This is a genomic window from Floridaenema aerugineum BLCC-F46 (genome assembly GCF_041929345.1).
Classification (GTDB): Bacteria; Cyanobacteriota; Cyanobacteriia; order Cyanobacteriales; family Aerosakkonemataceae; genus Floridanema; species Floridanema aerugineum.
Genome location: NZ_JBHFNQ010000151.1, coordinates 1 through 15,824, shown reverse-complemented (window position 1 = coordinate 15,824; position 15,824 = coordinate 1). Strand labels below are relative to the sequence as shown.

General features: G+C 41.0%; 15 protein-coding genes. 12 read left to right on the top strand and 3 right to left on the bottom strand.

The features are described 5' to 3' along the window. The first annotated feature begins 9 nt into the window (after window positions 1–9). Both upp and ACE1CC_RS19910 read left to right on the top strand, forming a co-directional pair. A complete protein-coding gene (gene upp / locus ACE1CC_RS19915; RefSeq protein WP_413272177.1) occupies window positions 10–642 on the top strand; it encodes a uracil phosphoribosyltransferase in 633 nt (210 codons plus the stop codon). Between the two features lie 223 nt (window positions 643–865). Next, the gene (locus tag ACE1CC_RS19910; RefSeq protein WP_413272176.1) at window positions 866–1,333 is read left to right on the top strand and encodes a protein-tyrosine phosphatase family protein; all 468 of its coding nucleotides are present in this window, start codon (window positions 866–868) and stop codon (window positions 1,331–1,333) included. A 4-nt stretch (window positions 1,334–1,337) separates the two neighbouring features. On the opposite strand, the gene pdxA is transcribed toward ACE1CC_RS19910, so the two are convergent. Next, window positions 1,338–2,429 carry a 4-hydroxythreonine-4-phosphate dehydrogenase PdxA gene (gene pdxA / locus ACE1CC_RS19905; protein ID WP_413272175.1) on the bottom strand — a complete coding sequence of 364 codons (1,092 nt, stop codon included), beginning with the start codon at window positions 2,427–2,429 and terminating at the stop codon, window positions 1,338–1,340. A gap of 103 nt (window positions 2,430–2,532) precedes the next feature. Between pdxA and petM the strand changes: the two genes are divergently transcribed. The 3 genes from petM (at window position 2,533) to ACE1CC_RS19890 (ending at window position 4,754) form a co-directional block, all read left to right on the top strand. Beyond that, window positions 2,533–2,637: a cytochrome b6-f complex subunit PetM gene (petM, locus tag ACE1CC_RS19900; protein WP_073594361.1), complete on the top strand. Its 105-nt coding sequence runs from the start codon at window positions 2,533–2,535 to the stop codon at window positions 2,635–2,637. Window positions 2,638–2,809: 172 nt separating this feature from the next. Then, window positions 2,810–3,784, top strand: coding sequence for an SDR family oxidoreductase (locus tag ACE1CC_RS19895; protein ID WP_413272174.1), 975 nt, complete (start codon window positions 2,810–2,812; stop codon window positions 3,782–3,784). A gap of 52 nt (window positions 3,785–3,836) precedes the next feature. Then, window positions 3,837–4,754 (top strand): NAD(+) kinase, encoded by a 918-nt coding sequence (locus ACE1CC_RS19890; RefSeq protein ID WP_413272202.1) that lies wholly within the window; start codon window positions 3,837–3,839, stop codon window positions 4,752–4,754. A gap of 170 nt (window positions 4,755–4,924) precedes the next feature. Here the strand turns inward: ACE1CC_RS19890 and ACE1CC_RS19885 are convergent, their stop codons facing one another. Next, window positions 4,925–5,665, bottom strand: a complete 741-nt coding sequence (locus ACE1CC_RS19885) for a hypothetical protein (RefSeq protein WP_413272173.1) — start codon at window positions 5,663–5,665, stop codon at window positions 4,925–4,927. 152 nt (window positions 5,666–5,817) lie between these two features. On the opposite strand from ACE1CC_RS19885, the gene ACE1CC_RS19880 reads away from it, so the two are divergent. Genes ACE1CC_RS19880 through ACE1CC_RS19870 form a run of 3 tightly spaced genes read left to right on the top strand, consistent with a single transcriptional unit; the run spans window position 5,818 to window position 7,316 of the window. Beyond that, window positions 5,818–5,979, top strand: coding sequence for a hypothetical protein (locus tag ACE1CC_RS19880; protein ID WP_413272172.1), 162 nt, complete (start codon window positions 5,818–5,820; stop codon window positions 5,977–5,979). Window positions 5,980–6,012: 33 nt separating this feature from the next. Further along, window positions 6,013–6,708 (top strand): response regulator transcription factor NblR, encoded by a 696-nt coding sequence (gene nblR / locus ACE1CC_RS19875; protein ID WP_413272171.1) that lies wholly within the window; start codon window positions 6,013–6,015, stop codon window positions 6,706–6,708. Window positions 6,709–6,737: 29 nt separating this feature from the next. Next, the gene (locus ACE1CC_RS19870; RefSeq protein ID WP_413272170.1) at window positions 6,738–7,316 is read left to right on the top strand and encodes a DUF192 domain-containing protein; all 579 of its coding nucleotides are present in this window, start codon (window positions 6,738–6,740) and stop codon (window positions 7,314–7,316) included. Between the two features lie 290 nt (window positions 7,317–7,606). Here the strand turns inward: ACE1CC_RS19870 and ACE1CC_RS19865 are convergent, their stop codons facing one another. Continuing rightward, window positions 7,607–7,834, bottom strand: coding sequence for a hypothetical protein (locus tag ACE1CC_RS19865; RefSeq protein WP_413272169.1), 228 nt, complete (start codon window positions 7,832–7,834; stop codon window positions 7,607–7,609). 361 nt (window positions 7,835–8,195) lie between these two features. Here ACE1CC_RS19865 and ACE1CC_RS19860 point away from each other — a divergent pair, with 361 nt between their 5' ends. The 4 genes from ACE1CC_RS19860 to ACE1CC_RS19845 all read left to right on the top strand — a co-directional run bounded on the left by ACE1CC_RS19860 (window position 8,196) and on the right by ACE1CC_RS19845 (window position 15,658). Then, window positions 8,196–8,387: a DUF2949 domain-containing protein gene (locus ACE1CC_RS19860; RefSeq protein ID WP_413272168.1), complete on the top strand. Its 192-nt coding sequence runs from the start codon at window positions 8,196–8,198 to the stop codon at window positions 8,385–8,387. 322 nt (window positions 8,388–8,709) lie between these two features. Next, window positions 8,710–9,552 carry a DUF928 domain-containing protein gene (locus ACE1CC_RS19855; RefSeq protein ID WP_413272167.1) on the top strand — a complete coding sequence of 281 codons (843 nt, stop codon included), beginning with the start codon at window positions 8,710–8,712 and terminating at the stop codon, window positions 9,550–9,552. 137 nt (window positions 9,553–9,689) lie between these two features. Then, window positions 9,690–12,848, top strand: a complete 3,159-nt coding sequence (locus ACE1CC_RS19850) for a two-partner secretion domain-containing protein (protein ID WP_413272166.1) — start codon at window positions 9,690–9,692, stop codon at window positions 12,846–12,848. 110 nt (window positions 12,849–12,958) lie between these two features. After that, window positions 12,959–15,658 (top strand): CHAT domain-containing protein, encoded by a 2,700-nt coding sequence (locus tag ACE1CC_RS19845; RefSeq protein ID WP_413272165.1) that lies wholly within the window; start codon window positions 12,959–12,961, stop codon window positions 15,656–15,658. Window positions 15,659–15,824 lie beyond the last annotated feature (166 nt).

Sequence of the window (15,824 nt, the reverse complement as noted above, 5' to 3'; positions counted from 1 at the left end):
AGGTAGATAATGAAAGAAGTTACTCTAATTGACCATCCCTTAATCCAACATAAACTAACATTAATGCGGCAAGTAGACACCAGCACCGCAAAATTTCGCAATCTTTTAAGAGAAATTGGCATATTATTAGCTTATGAAGTAACTAGAGACTTACCCATAAAATATGTAGAAATTAAAACGCCACTTTCTCCCATGTCTGCACCCATGTTAGCCCCAGAAAAAAAGATGGTAATTGTTTCCATTATGCGGGCAGGACAGGGAATTTTAGATGGGATTTTAGAATTAATGCCCTCAGCTAGAGTCGGACATATTGGACTATATCGAGATCCGACAACATTAATGGCAGTGGAATATTACTTTAAAATGCCCCATGATATTGAACAGCGAGATGTATTAATCGTAGATCCGATGTTAGCAACTGGAAATTCTGCGGTTGCAGCAGTAGATAGATTAAAAGAACTCAACCCTTTATCAATGAAATTTTTGTGTTTATTAGCTGCACCAGAAGGTATCGCCCATTTTCACGAACAACATCCAGACGTACCCATTTACACAGCAGCAATAGATGAATATTTAGACGAACAAGGTTATATTATTCCCGGTTTAGGTGACGCAGGCGATCGCCTTTACGGTACAAAGTAGCAAGCAGACTACAGATCCCCGACTTCTTTGAGAAGTCGGGGATCTCGCTTTCGAGATCCCCGACTTCTTTGAGAAGTCGGGGATCTCGCTTAATAGGTTTTCTGCTTTTGGCAAATAAAAGAGTACCCCAAGCGGGTACTTTCAAAAGCTAAAGTAAGCAACTAAAAAGTAAGTAGCACTCTGAGAAAAGTGTTTTACTAGCCAATAGCAGAATTACCAAATTATGGAACTTTTCCCCATAGATAAAAACGGTCAATTATTCATTTCACCAGATATAGACGACTGGCAGCCTATTATTGACAGTGGTATTAATGTAATTTTCGATCTTGATGGTGACTCGGATGTAGGTGTTCCCTACCTATCTAATCAAATTCTCTATATTTATTTCCCCTTTGAAGATCGAGATTTACCTAATTTAGAAAGGCTGCACTCGCTGGCTAGACTCGGCGCAAGTTTAGTCAAAAGTGGGCATCGGGTACTAGCTCATTGCGGTATGGGACACAATCGATCGGCTTTAGTAGCTGGATTAATTCTGATGTACCTTGGTATGAGCGGTATTGATGCAGTAGCTCTGTTACGCCAAAAGAGACGGGGCGCTCTCTACAACAAAGTTTTTGCTTCCTATTTGCAAACGCTATCTTTAGTTAGTGAAACTTATTTAGAATCGGATGCTTTCCCGGAAGCTGCTTGAGAACTCAACTTCGCTGCTTAACTAACTCCACTGCTAACTCTATAGCTGCTTTCATGCTTGTAGGGTTAGCAATTCCTTTACCTGCAATATCAAAAGCTGTACCATGATCGGGAGAAGTGCGAACAAAAGGTAAACCAATAGTAGTATTAATTGCTCGATCGAACGCCATCAACTTAACCGGAATTAAACCTTGATCGTGGTAAAGAGCCAGATATCCATCATAAGTAGATAAAGAAGAATTACTATGATTACCAAACCAAGCTTGACCCGGTTTTACCCACATTGTATCGGGAGGAATCGGACCATCTAAAACTAAATCCGATCGCCTTTTCCTCTCCCACTCCAACCAAGGATTTAACCAATACTTTTCCTCAATACCTAATTTTCCCTGTTCTCCGCTGTGCGGATTCAACCCTGCAACCGCAACTCTCGGTTGAGCAATGCCAAAATCTTGCTGCAAACACTCTACCAGCAAATCTAATTTCCGACTCATTAATTCCGGTGTCAGCACTTCGGAGACTTGACATAAAGGAATATGTGTGGTAGCAAGTAAAGTGCGGAGAGTCCAGCCAGTGTGAGGCGATCGCGCCACAAACAACATCCCAAAGCGTTCCACACCAGACATTTGCGCCAAAAGTTCAGTTTGACCAGGGTAATCATGTCCTGCCGCTTGCCAAGCAGATTTCGCGATCGGTCCTGTGACAATACCTTGGAACTCGTTTGTTAAAGTTTTGGCGATCGCAGTTTCCAGAAACGCAAAACTGACAGCCCCACTAGCAGCATTACCACAACCAAAAGTAATTTCCCCATCTAAATTGGGAAAATCCACATCCAAAATAGACAGAGAATCTGGATGGGCCAGACTTTCATCAGGCAGCATCTTTTGGAGATGAGAGTAGGTTTTTTGCAAAAGCGATCGGCTACCCACCACAGTCACCCGACAACTCTGGGTCACACTAGGATCAGCCAAAGCCTTCAGAATCACCTCTGGCCCAATACCCGCAGGATCTCCCAAAGTCACCGCCAAACAAGGACGCAAATCATCATTTCTGAGTATCGAGCCACTTTCTGTAAAGAAACTTTGTTTTGTTTTCATTTTTCCCTTCCACCCCAACTCTATTAGGGAGAGATAGCCCTCGCTGTTTTATACTAACTTTGCGGGTTTGAAATCATCACAAAGGCAAAGGAGCGTTTAACTAATGAGCGGTGAAATCTTTAATGCAGCATTCTTGGCTATTGTCCTAGTGCTTGTAGGCTTATCAATGGGCTTTGCATTATTGAAAATCCAAGGCAAAGAAGAATAATTAACGCAGAAGGAGATAGGGAGGTAGGCCCAGTAGAAGAGGTAGTTAAATGATCTCCCGATCTCCCGATCTCCCGATCTCCCCATCTCCCCACCTCCCCAAGAGCAAGCATTAATGAGCAAATTCTGATAACATCTTATAGAAAGTTTAAGATTCTTTACTAAAATTCTGAATGAGCTTATTAATCGTCGGTGCCACAGGCACCTTGGGAAGGCAGATCGCCCGTCGCGCCCTAGATGAAGGACACCAAGTTCGCTGTTTAGTCAGAAGTTCTAAAAGAGCAGCTTTTTTAAAAGAATGGGGCGCACAATTAGTTCTTGGTGACTTGTGTGACCAGGCAAGCTTACCTCCAGCCTTAGAAGGTGTAACAGCAATTATTGATGCTGCTACTGCTCGTCCCACAGACTCCCTGAGCATTAAACAGGTAGACTGGCAAGGCAAAGTAGCCTTAATTCAAGCTGCTAAAGCTGCGGGTGTGGAACGTTTCATTTTCTTTTCCATCTTGGATGCAGAGAAATATCCTCAAGTCCCACTGATGGAAATTAAACGTTGTACGGAACTATTTTTGGCAGAATCAGGTTTAAACTACACCATTCTCCGCCCCTGTGGTTTTATGCAGGGATTGATTGGTCAGTATGCAGTTCCTATCTTAGACAAACAGGCAGTTTGGGTAACTCAGCAAAGCGCCCCCGTCGCTTACATGGATACTCAAGATGTAGCTAAATTTGCCGTTCGCGCCCTGTCTGTTCCCGAAACTGAAAAAGGTACTTTTCCGGTTGTGGGAACAAGAGCTTGGACAGCTGAGGAAATCATTCGCTTGTGTGAACGTTTATCTGGACAAGAAGCTAAAGTTACCCGCCTACCGACGAACTTAATGCGTACAGCCCGTCGTGTGGCTCGGTTTTTCCAATGGGGCTGGAATTTAGCCGATCGATTAGCTTTTGCTGAAGTTTTAGCGACAGATAAACCATTCAATGCTTCAATGGAAGCAGTTTATCCTGTTTTTGGCTTGAATCCAGAAGAAACGACTACCTTGGAAGCTTACTTACAAGATTACTTTAGTCGGATTTTGAAGAAGCTCAAAGAGTTAGATTACCAAGCTAGTAAAACAAAAAATCAAAAGAAAAAAACGTCTTTAAGATTTTAGAGAACTACTAAAATCGTTTATCATATTGACCAAAAAAAACGGACTTTTTCGCGTGCCCAAAGCTGGGATTATTTATAACGACGTTAAACCTGTAGCTTGTCGTGTTGCTGGCGAATTAAAAGACCAGCTAAAAGCTGCTGGATGGGATGTTGTCATCACCACAGGTGCAGGCGGTATTCTTGGCTATGCTAGTCCCGAAAGCCCAGTTTGCCACACACCTATTGACCTATTAAGCCCTCCTGGATTCGACAAAGAAATGTCTTTTGCCGTAGTCTTGGGAGGAGATGGCACAGTTCTATCAGCGGCTCGTCAAGTGGCATCCATTGGAATTCCTTTGTTGACTGTAAATACTGGTCACATGGGATTTTTGACCGAGACATACCTGAATCAATTACCTTTAGCAATGGAAAAGGTAATGGCAGGGGAATATGAAGTTGAACAGAGAACCATGATTGCAGTGCGGGTGTTTCGGGACAATGCACTGTTATGGGAAGCGCTTTGTTTAAATGAAATGGTGATTCATCGGGAACCACTGACTAGTATGTGCCACTTTGAAATTAAAGTGGGTAAACACGCATTGGTTGATGTTGCCGCAGATGGGGTGATTATTTCTACTCCTACTGGTTCGACGGCTTATGCTTTAAGTGCTGGTGGGCCTGTAATTACGCCTGATGTGGAGGTATTACAATTAGTACCTATCTGTCCGCATTCAATGGCTTCCCGTGCTTTGGTATTTGCTAATACTGAGCCTGTGAGTATTTATCCAGTAAATTTAGAGCGACTGGTAATGGTAGTAGATGGCAATGCTGGGTGTTATGTTTTACCAACCGATCATGTTGAGGTGGAAAAGTCTCGTTACAGTGCCCGGTTTATTCGTTTACAATCACCGGAATTTTTCCGAGTTTTACGCGAAAAATTAGGTTGGGGTTTGCCTCATGTTGCTAAACCTACTTCGGTAGAGTTGCCTTGATTAATTTTGTCAGATTCAGGGGATCGAGGGGCAGAAGCTAAAAATCCCCTTGTCCCAAGAGTCCCAAGAGTCCCCTGTCTTAGCCTTTAATTGTGAAGTCGCTTTCACACAATTGGCGATCGCCTTTTTCCAAATTGGGATTATTCTTCAAGTAATCCTTAACCCACTGACTAGTTAGAGGAAAGTTTTTGGGCGATCGCTTTTTCAATTGAGTGAAAGTCATTTTCTAGTTTAACGGCGGTTAATTTCTCGAATTGAGCGATTTGGGTTACTTGCTCATCGGCAACTTCTCCTTGCAAAGCTGCTACAATGCGATCGGCTGTTCTGCCACTACCTGCAACTACGATTAATGGTCGATTAACTCTCATCGTATTACTGGCATCTGTTAAAGTTATTCCTCCTCCATTAATCAAAACTGTTACCGAGGGTGCGCCGTCAGCTAAACTAGTTGCTACGTTAGCAATCCAAGGCGATTCATCTCCCCAGTTATTACCAGGAACAAATACAAAATGTGTATGATTTGGTTCTAAAGGTGCAGCATCAGCAAATGTGTTTTCGCTCTCTGGAAGTATCACAGTTCCAATTGCAGCTACACCAATTAAGGGAAATGTTCCACCTGAATTTAAACGCGCTTTTCCCATTAATTGCATTACGCCAGCATCTGTACCACCATCTACTACATAAGCTTGAAATTTTTCTGCTAAGGGAGCTATTTTTTCTTCAAACAGTCTTTGCAAAGTAGTAAAATACTCCTGGGTTAATCCACTAGCACCGCCGACAATCACTAGAGTAGGGCGCGATCCTTGCAATCCAATTTGTTGTAAAGCATCGGGTAATTCTGTCACCTGTTCAACTTGAATGGCGAGAGCTTTGGGAATATTAGTAATATTAGAAACGCCAGGTTTGTACATCTTGCTAATTGATTAAGTTATCTATGTTTAAGTTGGTTTTCCTAAGCTCAGCAATTAGTAAACTTTGAAATTGCTGGTTAGCCCGGAGCTTGTCCAAATCTGGATCGGTTTTTGCCTTTGACAAATATTCTATATTAAGCCGTAATCATAAGGTGGCAATTCTAAAGCTTTATCATAACTGGCAACTGCCATATTCCAAAGCTTTATTAAAACTCAAAATAGCTTCGGGAAAAATTCCCATTTTTCCCATTGCCACACCCTTAAGCTGGAGCGATCGCACTTTAAACGTGCTAAAACTGATGATGTTACAGTAAGCTCAAGTATTAATGCTTATAAACCGGGGAGTTATGAATACTATTACCATCAACAACAGCCCTTGCGTTTTAGTCATAGAAACTGATGAAGCCTTAGCGCAAAGTGTTAGCCTTGACTTGAAAGAATCAGGCTATGAACCAGTTGTAGCTCACGATGCGAATACGGGAATGCTACAAGCCATAGAACGCCAACCAGCTTTAATTGTAGTAGACCGGATGTTAGCTGGGGATTCTGGTTTAGGTGTGTGTAAAAATCTGCGCCGTGCAGGAAATAGAGCACCAGTATTATTGATGATGGCGCGTGATAGTGTGGACGATCGAGTTGCTTGCCTAGAAGCAGGCGCAGATGATTACTTTCTCAAACCTTATCGATCGGAAACCTTCTTAAAGTTAGTCCGTCTTTACCTCCAGCCCGATAACTATAGCTCGGAACAGTTACGATTCTGTGACTTAGTTTTAGATTTGGCTACGCGCCGAGCCCTGCGTAATGGCAGAATCATTGATTTGACAATGAAGGAATATGATTTGTTGAAGTATCTCATGGAACATCCTCGCGAAGTTTTGACCAGAGAGCAAATTCTGGAAAATGTCTGGGGTGACAATTTTATGGGAGAATCCAACGTCATTGAGGTGTATATTCGTTATTTGCGTCTGAAAATTGAACAAGAAAACGAAAGACGCTTAATTCAAACCGTCAGAGGCGTAGGTTACGTAATGCGGGAAACTTAAAATAGACAGTTAGGAGAAGTGGCACACTCATGAGTAACAGGAAAACTCCTAAGTTACTAGCTTTAGGATTGGGAATTTGGTTGATGGGTTGTTCTACAACTGCGCCAATGAATTCTGGAAATATAGCTTTGATTTCTCAACAAGAAAGCACGAAATCCCCTGATAATCAAGAATTAGCCGAAAACTTGGGTCAAATGTTACCGATTTCAGCTAAAGCTCAGTTTGCTAACGGTGAGGTTGTGGACTTAGAAGTGACTCGCACTCCCGCAGAGCAATCTTTGGGGTTGATGTACCGGAGAAGTTTGCCGGACGATCGCGGAATGTTGTTTTCCTTTTCTTTGCCGCAAAGAGTCAGCTTTTGGATGAAAAATGTGGTGATTCCTTTGGATATGATTTTTTTAAGGGATGGCGTGGTCAGAGCGATCGCCGCTAATGTCCCCCCCTGTAAGGAAGATCCCTGCCCCAGCTATGGCCCTGATGGAACTATAGACCAAGTAATTGAGCTACGTGGCGGTAGAGCCGCAGAATTGGGGATTAAAGTCGGAGAACAGGTGAAAATTGAGTTTTTATCACCTTCAACCCCTAACCATACAAAATCTTTACTATAACTTGTGGAAATCTTATAAGTTTTGAACCTAAATGTTAATATTGGTGTCTATATTGATAAATAACTCTAAGAATTTGCTACGCTGTCCTGGCAATGCGAATTCGAGAGAAAATTGCCCTTGCAGTAGGCAAAACTACCGGAAGTGCAAGATTGAGTCAGTAAAAAAGTAAGTTACTATCAGTAAAGTATGCTTGCTTAAAGTACTGGCATCGTTTAAATTCCATAAGTTCTGAGTTCTGAATCCCTTTGCGGAGCCAATAGGAGAAAAGCCTAAGAATTGAGAGTTAAAGCTTAGTGATATTTCTCTTCCGGCAGATGGGAATTAGGTGTGAGGCGAAAGAAATTAACAGCCAGAACTAAAGGAACCGTGTTCAACACGGAAACTGCCGACTTTGGCGAAAATAACTTTTGGTGAGAGCGTAAAGACTCCCCAAGAGTTAAGTCAAAAAAGCAAAAATTATTAACTAAAGATGCAGGGAATTTCCCACTATACCCCTGTAGATATAGTGGCAGAAGCATTCCGACATCTTCCTTGTTAGAGATGAGGTTAGTTAAAGCACTGAGGTAAAACAAGATCACAATAAAAAAACAACTTTGTTGAGGTTGAAAAGCTGAATAAAAAGCTTTTTTAAATGATGAGTTTTAGCCAAAAAGCTGCTGAACACAATTAAAACTAATCCTCAACTCGTCATCCAAGTTACTCAAGTTTTTTGAGTATTCTCTGTGCTGCCAAGCTCTGATTAAACTTGGGTTTGGGTAAATCGAAAAACAGCACTTTTGCACCCAATAACAGTGACAAAGAGAATACTGTCTACCGGATTTATATGCCGAAGAGACAAATATTAGAAAATGGTGTCTAGTACAGGAGGTGAATGTAGGAGTGGCACCCACAAACTATTCCAGATTTATTAGATTTTTGCAAGAAGAGTTGTCGATTTCCGGCGCATCGCTTTCGCTGGCCCTAAGACACAGCAAACAAGATCCAGGCCCTTTGCCAATGATTCTTTGGCAATATGGTTTGGTAACACTAGAACAGTTAGACAGAATATATGATTGGTTGGAACAAGCTTAGTATTTATTTATCCCCAAGGATCTGGTGATCATGTCAAATCAAGTATTCCTAAGTAAGTTACGACAGAATCGAGGGGTGACACAAAATTCCATACCACAGCAGAGAATGGGTTAGCGATCGCTAACCCATTCTTTTATGCCTAAAACTTAAAATAATAAGGTAAGCACTTACTCAGATCTTGCTCCACTTTTGGAGGAACAACCTCCAAGTTCTCGTTCCCCGGTTCAACCGGGGAACGAGGAAATGAGAAACCGGGTTTCTTAGGGTATGGTGCGTAGTCCGAAAGGTAAGCATTGCCAAAAATAACTTAAAAGTGTTGATTATGCCAAAGCAGCAATTATCTCCATATCTTGTCAGTTTAACTTTGCTACTAATTTGTAAGTTATCTACTATTACTCCCTCACTCACCCAAGCACAAACCACCCCAACTAATCAAAATACATCTAGTCCTTGGGACCAAATAGATAGTTCATCTGCTTATGAACCACCACCAGATATTGGTTCTCCCGGAAGAAGAGAATCAGGTGGCAACCGTCCGGGAGAAATTTCTACTCAATTAAAATGTCCCAACGATTTACAGGTTCCCAATCCACCATTAACAGCTTTAGTCCCAAAAGTTAGCGAACAAACTGCCAACTCACGGACGAAAATTACCCAACTCATGGGATTAACTGTACAAGCACATCCAACATTTCTTGTCTACCTTCCCAAGACAGGTGCTAATACTGTAGAATTTATTCTTAATGATGCTGACGAAAAAGAAGTTTACCGGGCTAATTTCCCTACTCCAAAAGTTCCTGGCATCTTTGGCTTCAAACTCCCAGAAACCGCTCCGGCTCTGGATGTTGGGAAAAGCTACCAGTGGTATTTCGTGATTCGCTGCGATCGGGCAAATAGAAAGAAGGATTTAGTTGTCGAAGGCTGGATTTGGCGGACACAGTTACGTCCAGCAATCAACGAACAAATACAAAAAGCTGGATTACGCGATCGCATTACTTTGTACCGTCAGCACAAAATTTGGTATGATGCTTTGGCTACTTTAGCTCAGTTACATTACTCCTCACCAGAAAATTTACAAGTAACTACTGAGTGGAATGAACTATTGCGATCGGCTGGCCTAAGTGAAATCTCTGAACAAATGTTTATTTCCCCCATAAAGCCTTGATAAACTATTAAGGTTTATCAGTAAATTTGCCGATAAATCTATCACGAAAAAAGCAAATTTTCGATTCAATTCAATCCAGCACAGGCTAAAATAATTCATAAAATAACCTGTTATTCTCACATTTCAGGAATAATTTTATGAACAAAATAGCTGATGTAAGACTCTGGCTAAGAGTAGGGACTTATCTATTTTTTTTAGTTCTATCTCATCCCACCTCAGCACAGATAGTTCCCGACAGAAGTCTACCCAATAATTCCATAGTTACACCAACTAATGACACATCCCCTGAAATCACCACACCCGGACAAGGAACACCTGTAATTCACCTCATTAACGGCGGAACACAAGCAGGTAAAAATTTATTTCATAGCTTTCAAGAATTTTCCCTTCCCACAGGACACACCGCCAACTTTAACAACTCAGTAGATATTCAAAACATCATTACTCGCGTTACAGGTAACTCGATTTCTAATATTGATGGATTAATTAAAGCCAACGGTAGCGCCAACCTTTTCATTTTAAATCCTAACGGCATTATTTTTGGGCCAAATGCTCAATTAAATATTGGTGGAGCATTTATCGCCAGTACCGCCCAAGCAATTAACTTTGCCGATGGCACACAATTTAATGCCAATTCTACAGGAAACACACCCTTATTAACTGTCAGTGTTCCTCTTGGTTTGCAAATAAATTCACCCGCAATTTCTTCCCCTGGAATTACAGTGCAAGGTTCAAACTTGCAAGTGAACTCTGGTCAAACTATATCCTTAGTAGCTAATCAAATAAACTTTATTGGTGGCAACCTGAAAGCAGAAAATGGCAGAATAGAATTAGTGTCAATAACCAATGGTTCATGGTCACTATTTAGTAACATTCAACCAACTACAACCCAATTAGGAGACATTCAACTTTCCCAAAAAGCCACAGTTGATTCTAGTAGTTTTTTGGGTGGGGGTAATATTTTGATTCAAAGTAGAAGTTTAAGATTAACTGATGGTTCCCAAATCAGAGCCAACACTTTCGGCGCAGGACTCGGAGGAAACTTAACAGTAAATGCCTCTGAATCTGTAGAAGTAATTGGTAGATTAGCAGACGGAACTCCCAGCGCCTTGCAAGCCAGAGTTGAGACAAATGCCACTGGAAATGGTGGAAATATCAACATTAATACGAGGAATTTGCGAGTCGAAAGTGGGGCGAGAGTAGCCGCTTCTTCCTTAACAGATGCACCAGCTAACGCCGGAAATATTTCTGTACTAGCGACAGATAAAGTAGAAATAATTGGGGTAAAAGATGTTACCCAAAACGAACAAAATATAATTTACCCAAGTGCATTATCAACCCAAACCACAGGCGCAGGAAATGCTGGAAAGATAAACATTGAAACCGGAAATTTAGTGACTCGTGAAGGCGGACAAATAACTTCCGAAACCTTTGGGAGTGGAAATGCAGGAAACATTGATATTCAAGTCAGTAAAATTCAAATTGATGGTAGGTCATTTGATGGTAAAGAGCCTAGTGGAATTTTAGCGAGAACTGAAACAGAAGCTACCGGAACTGCCGGAAATATCAATATTAATACTGAAAGTTTGACAGTGACAAATGGCGCAAGAATTGCAGCCGCTTCTTTAGGCGCAGGAAAAGCGGGAAACTTAACCATTCTTGCCCAAGATTCAGTAGAAGTAACGGGAGTGGGCAAAAATATTGATGGTTCAGTTAATCCTACTCAAATATCAGTTTTAACTACTGGAAGTGGCGAAGCTGGAACTTTAGACATTGAAACCAGAAAGTTAACTGCTGAAAATGGAGGTCAAATAACTGCTTCTACTCAGGGAATTAGTAATGGGGGAAATTTAACTGTAAAAGCTGAAGAAGTGCAATTAATTGGTCGTTCTACCGATGGTCGTTTTCCCAGTGCTTTATTAGCGAGAGTTGAACCAAAAGCAACTGGAAATGCGGGAAATGTGGTGATAGAAACCCAAAGTTTAAGCCTCACCAATGGCGCAAGAGTCGCAGCATCTTCTTTGGGGGAAGGAAAGGCGGGAAGTTTAACAATTCGTGCTGGGGAAAAGGTAGAAGTTAATGGAGTGGGAAAAAATGTAGATGGAAGTTCTAACCCAACGCAAATTTCTGTATTAACAAATGGAACAGGCGAGGCTGGTTTTTTAAATCTTCAATCTAGGGAATTAACTGTAGGAAATGGAGGTCAAGTTACTGCTTCTACTACAGGAAGTGGAAATGGAGGAAGTTTAACTGTTAAAGCGGAAAATGTGCAGTTAAATGGTCGTTCTCCCGATGGAATTTTTCCCAGTAGTTTATTAGCAAGAGTCGAAGGAAAGGCTACAGGAAATGGCGGAGATTTATTTGTAGAAACAGGAAGTTTAACTGTTAGAGATGGTGCAAGAATAGCAGCAGCTTCTTTAACTCAAGCACCATTAGATAAGCCATTAGAACAAGGGAAAGCGGGAAATGTGACTATTCGCGCTAATAATTTAGAAGTAACAGGAGTTGGTAAGAACGCTGATGGAGGTGCTAACCCTGCACAAATTTCGGTGTTATCTACCGGAGTTGGAACTCCGGGTAATTTAAGGATAGATTCTCCGAGTATTTTGCTGAATAATCAAGGTAGTATTTCGGCTGCATCGCAAAAAGGTACAGGGGGAAATATTACTTTCAATTCGCAAAATATTGTTTTACGCCGTCAAAGCGTGATTTCTGCTGATGCAGGCGCAGGGGGAAGTGAGGGAAATATTAACATTAATACTCAAATTATGGTTTTGTTAGGAGGAAGCAAAATCATTACTGATGCAGAATCTCCCACTGGTGGAAGTAATATTAACATTTCTGCTCCTAGTGGTTCAGATTTATTATTGTTGGTTTCACCAGATAGTATTATTAATGCTCGTGGAGAGTTGATAATTGAAGGCGAGGTGGAAGTGAAAGCACCAGAATTGCCTAAAGTGGAAGTGGTGGATGCGACTAATTTAGTTGCTCAAACTTGTCCTGAAGGTGAAGAAGTTAGTACTTTTTATGTGACTGGAAGGGGTGGTATTCCTACTAATCCTAATGAACCTTTAAGTGGTGATTTGTTTTGGGAAGATTTACGCATTCCGCAAGTAAGTAAGGGTGTAAACCAGCAGGGGAGGAAACCAGCAGGGGAGAGTTACCAATCTCCAACTATTGTCGAAGCTCAAGGTTGGGTAATTGGAAGTAAAGGTGAGGTGATTTTGACTGCTGAAACTGCTAATTTTACCTTGCATAATGCGCCTTTTAAATTACCTGCTTGTCGTCCAAGGTGACATAGGTTTGTTGTGAGGACTTTAGTCCTTCTATTTTGCAAAGAAACGACTTCAGTCGTTACAACGGACTTTTACGACTGAAGTCGCTACTACGAACGAGTTTTAGGAAAATGTTTAAACCTTTTAAATTCAGTTTAGCTTTATGCTTGGGACTAGTAATTTTCCTCTCTTGGGAAAACTTGATTCTCCCATCTCCAGCAATGGCGAATTTCTCTTCTCTGTGTAACTCTTCTCTGCGTTCTCTGCGTCTCTGCGGTTCCATTTCTTCTAATTTTAATTCCTCGCAATTACTCCAACAGGGAAAAACTTTATACGAAGGAGAACAATTTGCGGAAGCAATCAAAATTTGGCGAGAAGCAGAACGAAACTTTGCTGCTCAAAAAGATACTTTAAGCCAATCATTAACTCTGAGTTTTCTTTCTTTAGCTTACCAGAAATTAGGCGATCGCCAATCCGCCCAATCCACAATTGACCAAAGTTTAAATTTATTACAAACAATTCCTGACTCAAACCCAGAAAAAAATCAGGTTTTAGCAACAGTTTTAAACACCAAAGGACGCTGGCAACAATCTTTAGGACAAACGGAAGAGGCTCTTTTAACCTTACAAAAAGCTACCGCTGCTTACCAAAAAGCTGGTGATGAACAAGGGAGAATTGGCAGTTTAATCAATCAAGCACAAACTTTACAAAGCTTGGGTTTTTATCAGCGATCGGCTAAAATTTTAACACAATTACAGCAAAATATTCAACAGCAAACCAATCCGCAGCTAAAACTTAAAGGTTTACTTAGTTTAAGCTCAATTCTTCGCACTAATGGAGATTTAGAAACCTCACAAGAATTAGGTAAACAAGCTCTAGAAGTTGCTGAAAAATTAGCCTCTCCATCTGCTTTAACTACGGCTTTAATTAATTTGGGTAATACAGAATTAGCTTTAGCTAGAAGAGTTGAAGCAGTAGCGGAGGATACAGCAGATAATCAACAAGTGCAACAAAGAAAGTTAGCAGCTTTAACCTATTATCAAAAAGCTACAAACACAGCGAATTCTGGTAATCAAAAGCTGCAAGCGCAAGTCAATCAAATGCGTCTTTTGCTTGAAACTAAACAATGGAGAGAAGCGGAAAGTTTATGGCGAGAAATCCAAAGCGAACTTGCTCAAACTCCGACTAGCAGAAGTAAAGTATTTGCTCAAATTAATTTAGCTAATTCTCTGTTAAAATCTCCTAATTCCAATTGGGAATTTATCCAACCGCAGAGTATAGGAAAGTTGCTGGCGAATGCAGTGCAAGAAGCGAAAAGTTTAGCAGATAAACGCGCCGAATCATATTCTTTGGGTGTGTTAGGGGAATTATACGAAAAAACCGGACAATTTAGGGATGCAGAACAGTTAACTAAACAAGCTTTACAACAGGCTAATTCTATTAATGCAACGGATATTAGCTATTTGTGGGAATGGCAATTGGGGAGACTTTACAAAGTTCAGAAAAATTGGGAAAATGCGATCGCATCCTACACCACAGCCATTAACACCTTAAAATCTCTCCGCAGCGACTTAGTAAACATTAACCCAGAAGTGCAATTCACTTTTCGGGATAGTGTTGAACCTGTTTATCGGGAGTTAGTTGATTTACTGTTACAACCTTTTACCCCCCCTTCCGTCCCCCCCGTTGACGGAGGGGAAAGAGGGGGGGTTACTCAAACAAAACTTATCCAAGCGCGTCTAGTAATTGAATCTTTGCAGTTAGCTGAATTGGATAACTTTTTCCGAGAAGCTTGTTTAGATGCTAAACCTGAACAAATTGAAAAACTGGATGTAAAAGCAGCCATAATTTATCCAGTAATTCTTCCCGATAGATTGGAAATTATCGTTAGTTTACCGCAAAAACCCCTAAAGAATTATAAAATATCGATTTCGCAAAATCAAGTTGAAAGCACTATTAATCAACTGGAACAAGCTTTAGCTATTCGCCATTCTAACCAAGAAGAACGTTTACAAATTTCTCAGCAAGTATATGATTGGTTAATTCGCCCCATGAAAGCAGATTTACAGGCGAGTGGTGTACAAACTTTGGTGTTTATATCAGATGGTTCTTTGCGAAATATCCCAATGGCGGCTTTACATGATGGGCAACAATATTTATTAGAAAAATACAATATTGCCCTAACTCCGGGGTTACAATTATTAAGAACTCAGCCTTTAAATCGGGAAAGATTACGGGCATTAACGGGAGGTTTAAGTGAAGAAAGGGAGGGTTTTTCAGCATTACCAGGAGTCAGAATGGAATTACAACAAATAAATGCCGAAGTTCCCGGAATCACACTTTTAAATCAAGATTTTACGAGTAGAAGTTTGTCACGACAAGTAGCAGAATTGCCTTTTCCTGTGGTTCATTTAGCTACTCACGGACAGTTTAGTTCTAACTTTAAACAAACATTTATTTTAGCTTGGGATGGGCCGATAAATGTGAAACAATTAGATGATTTACTCAGAAACAGAAATCCCAATTTACCCAGTGAAATTGAATTATTAGTATTGAGTGCTTGCGAAACTGCAACTGGCGATAGTCGGGCGGCGTTAGGGCTTGCAGGTGTAGCAGTTAGGGCGGGGGCACGCAGTACTTTGGCGACTTTGTGGAAAGTTAGTGACGAGTCTACTGCTGTATTAATGTCCGAATTTTATCGGGAGTTGGCAACACCTGGAACCACAAAAGCTGAAGCTTTACGTCTTGCTCAAATTAGTTTATTAAATAATCGGCGTTACCGAAATCCCTATTTTTGGGCACCTTATGTTTTGGTGGGAAATTGGTTGTAAATGGTAGTTGGTAGCGGGAAAAATTCCCCTTACTGAGATATTGTAGCTGTGATGCGAGCCCGCCCGGAAATCAATTTCCGGGCTAATAGCGCAAGTCCATTAAAATGGACTAAAAGCCTTTGAATATGAAGAATATTAAATATTTAGTCCTCTTTAGAGGAGTTTA